Genomic DNA, 3,959 nt, shown 5'->3' on the forward strand with positions numbered 1-3,959 from the left:
AGGGAACATATCAAAATGTGTCAATTTTATGTCTAAACGTACAATTTTCTTTTTTTGATATGGTGCCCCCATCACCATCAAGCTAATATTTTCATATCCCCCTAAATTAAAATTTTCTTTCTCTACAGATAGTTATTCTGAGAAGCCGCTCATTTTTTCGTTTTGGGGGCATTTCTTTTTCTTAAGTTGATGGGCATGTATGGTGACCCCTATTAGACGATAGTGAATTAACAATTTCGGGGTTCAGTTCAACTTTATTCAAAATAAGATTTTTTTGCAGTAAAATCAATGTTAGTGGAACTTTATTAATCAAACTTTTTTCTAAATTAACATAAATACTTGCAACATTTAAATTAGTACTATATAGTTCTAGTTATGACAAAGGTAAAATTAATGAATCAAAAACGTGTGATTGAAGTAGCTGCAACATTATTTTTAGAAAAAGGGTTTGCTTATACAAGTATGGATGAATTAGTACGTGTAAGCAAAGTTTCAAAGTCTAATGTGTATTATCACTTTTCTAATAAGGAAGAATTATTAGAAGGGGTCGTTGATTATTGGATTGAAATGTATCAATCTGCAATTGATGACGTACTTTCTCAGAACCAATTTTTAGTTGAAGATCGTATCCAACTGTTTTTAAAGCAATTATCACAAGGAGTTCAGTCAAGAGAGTATAAGGGGAGCTGTCCATTTATTACTCTTTATATTCAAAGTCCTACACAGGCCACGCAAATAAAAGAAAAAATAGGTCTTTTTTTTACAGAATTACAAAAGAAAGTTTCTCTATTACTTAAACAAGGGGTAGAGAATGGGGAATTCAGAAATACGATTAATATTGATGAGGTTGCATCACTTTTTATTACAAATCTTGAAGGAGCGTTATTTATTTCAGAAACATTGAAGGATGCAACTGTAATCACGAAAACAGCAGATCATTTTTTTAACTTGCTTCGATAAAAGAAGCTTTTTTTTTACATCAAATTAGTACTAAATAGTACTAAAAAGGAGGTTTTATATGAGAACAGTATTTTTAATTGGTGGAACAGGCTTTATTGGAAAGCAATTAGTGAAAGAATTAACCAAAGAGGATGTTAAAATTCTTCTTTTAGTGAGGTCGAAAAGTAAAGCAACACGCATTTTACAAGAAAGAGGCATCTTAAAAAAGGCAGTTATGCACTTTATTGAAGGTGATTTGACGAAAATAGATTTAGGTCTAAGTGCTGAAGATAAGGAGAGGATATTGAAAACGGATGTGATTATTCACGCAGGAGGCCCCATGGATATTCAAGTGACAAGTAAAGAGGCAGCTTCCGTATTTTTAAATGGCGCCAAACATATTAGTGAATTAGCTAAAAGTATTCATCAATTGAAGGGCTTGCAACAATTTATTCATGTTGTAGGTTATATGAGTCCCTTTGATGATAAAAATAGCAAGATTGCAATTGATGTGTTTAAAGAAGGAAACAATTATTTGAAAATAAAAAATCCATATGAGAGAACAAAATTTTTAGCAGATCTTTATATCCGTCACCAGGCATCAGCAGTAGGTTATCCGCTTTCTGTAATTAATCCGCCAACTGTAGTCGGTAGTAGTAAAACAGGGAGTACAGAGCAGATAGCAGGATTAGGTTTGCTTGTGATGAGTATGCGAAGAGGGCTCATGCCAGTGATTCCTGGAGGTAAGGGATATAGGTTACCACTTATTTCAAACGATGAGCTTGCGAAGTTTATTGTGCAGGTTTTCAGATTGGAGCAACCGACTATTCAAACATATACACTTGTTGAAGACAAACAGCACGATCAGAACATTGCTGAATTATTAAGTATTATGTCGGAAAGTATGAATATGAGGGCACCAAAAATCTCTGTCCCAATGCCACTTATGAAGGCAATTATGAATAGTGGAGTAAGTAAAATAACAAAAATTCCTTCTGATGGACTGAATTTTATTACAAAACGAAAATTTTCAAATGTTTCAGCGGAAAAAATTATGGGAGGAGATTGGTTTAAGAAGACAAGTGTAATGAAATTTTTCCCTGCCGTAGTAGCTGATCTGGATTATCGAATGATGTATCAAAATGGCCAGCATAATCATTTATTTAAACGAACATTATGCGATAACACTACCCTTTACCAATTACAAGGAGAGGGTAAACCGTTTATTTTATTACATGGTTTATTGAGTGATGGAGAGGATTTATTTCCTTTAGCACAAGAGCTTCATGAAAAAACTGGTCAACCTGTATGGATCTTGGATCTTCCAGGTTTGGGACGTTCTCCTTTTAAACGAGAGAAAAATCTTCTAGATATCTATTTGAATGTAGTGAAAAAGTTATTGGAGAAAGCTACTAATGGTGCACATCTAATTGGCCATTCATTCGGTGCGTTTATTCTTCTGGAAGCATTGGTACAAGAGTACATAGATAAGAAGTATTCAATCACTTTACTTCAGCCACCTGTTGCTAAAAAAAATGCTAAATCGCTAAATGTTCCTCAATTTATGAACAAATGGATATTAAAATTGGCAACTACTAATTTGATAGGGCGTTATTTATTAAGTAATGGTTTGTTTGAAAGTACGGAGAGCATCCCTGAACATTATATTGAAAAAATAAGTAACAGTTTTACTTCTCCTAGAATTTTAAATACTACGGTTCAGCTTAACAGTTTACTACTGAAAAACGATCAAGGTGATTTCAATGAAGTAACAAAGTATAATCTTCACATTATTTGGGGGGATTATGACAGAGGCTATTCTGCTCCATCGCATCTTGGTAAGGTTGATTTTGTTCCATATGGCCATCATTTTCCTCTTAGCCATCCGAGTGAAACGGCAACATTAGTAATAAAAAATAGTAATACTAGCAGATGAGAGTGTGGGATAAATAAAAAGTGTGTAGTAAGATCGTTGTGTCTTTGAAATAAAATCGTACTGTTTGGGGTCCCACCCCATGCCCATCAAGCTAAGATTTTGAAGTACCCCAAAAATGAAACTTTTCTTTCTCTACAGTTAGTTACTTTGAGAAGTCAGCTCTTTTTTCGTTTTGGGGTATTTACTTTTGTTAGCTTGATAGTAATGTGGCAATACCCCACATCCATCAACTTAAGCATTTAGGCTATTCTTAAAGTTAAAAGCAAGAATTGTCTTTATTTGCTGAAGAGCCATATCTATATATGTTTTTCGTTATACGTAATCAATTACCTGTAGAAGGAAGTAGGGAGTTGGAAAAAATTCCAAAAACAATCAAAATAATGTATAATTAATATATTTAAATGACATTAAAAGGAGATGAGTTTTTGGAATTAGATAAATCAAGAGATAATATAGCTATAAGAGGTAAACGGGGGTTACATTTTATTCTTGCTTCAATAATTATTTGGAGTTCTGTCTTAACAGTATGGTTACTTCCGATAAAAGAGGTATTAACAAAGAATTTATTAACATTTTGTTTTACTGCATCGCTTCTGCCAATTGCTTTTTTAATATCTAAATTAATTAAAGCAGAATTTTCAACCAAAGATAATCCATTAAACACTTTAGGAATAATATTTTCTTGTAATCAACTTCTATATATTTTAATTGCAATGTGGATTTATCAAGCAGTTCCTGAAAAAATGGTTATGGTATTAGCCATAATATTTGGAGCACATTTATTACCTTTTGGGTGGCTATATAAATCTAAAGCATACTTTGTAATGGCTATAGTTGTTTCTTTAACATCTTTGATAGTAGGAATCATTTTTAGTCCGGTCATAGTGTCAATCGTTATGATATCTTTAGAAATTATATTCTCTATCTGGTTAATTTTTGAGATTAAGGCTTCAGGGAATAGAGTATAGCGTATCAGTTAGGTTCTATTCAATAAATATTGAGGTTGCTATTATACCATTATTTTATATTAAATATAGTTTTAAATTATTAAGAGTTCCTACTATTCTTAAAACAAAAAGCACGT

3 protein-coding genes are annotated in these 3,959 nt (G+C 32.4%); all 3 read left to right on the plus strand.

Annotation, left to right across the window (positions count from 1 at the left end):
* Positions 1-393 precede the first annotated feature (393 nt).
* Positions 394-960, plus strand: coding sequence for a TetR/AcrR family transcriptional regulator (locus COI75_RS18860; RefSeq protein ID WP_001072294.1), 567 nt, complete (start codon positions 394-396; stop codon positions 958-960).
* Between the two features lie 58 nt (positions 961-1,018).
* Positions 1,019-2,875 carry an alpha/beta fold hydrolase gene (locus COI75_RS18865; protein ID WP_098448533.1) on the plus strand — a complete coding sequence of 619 codons (1,857 nt, stop codon included), beginning with the start codon at positions 1,019-1,021 and terminating at the stop codon, positions 2,873-2,875.
* A 425-nt stretch (positions 2,876-3,300) separates the two neighbouring features.
* Complete coding sequence (locus COI75_RS18870) at positions 3,301-3,843, plus strand: DUF7010 family protein (protein ID WP_098448534.1); 543 nt, start codon at positions 3,301-3,303, stop codon at positions 3,841-3,843.
* Positions 3,844-3,959 lie beyond the last annotated feature (116 nt).

The sequence above is a fragment of the Bacillus cereus genome (assembly GCF_002564555.1).
Taxonomy (GTDB): domain Bacteria; phylum Bacillota; class Bacilli; order Bacillales; family Bacillaceae_G; genus Bacillus_A; species Bacillus_A cereus_K.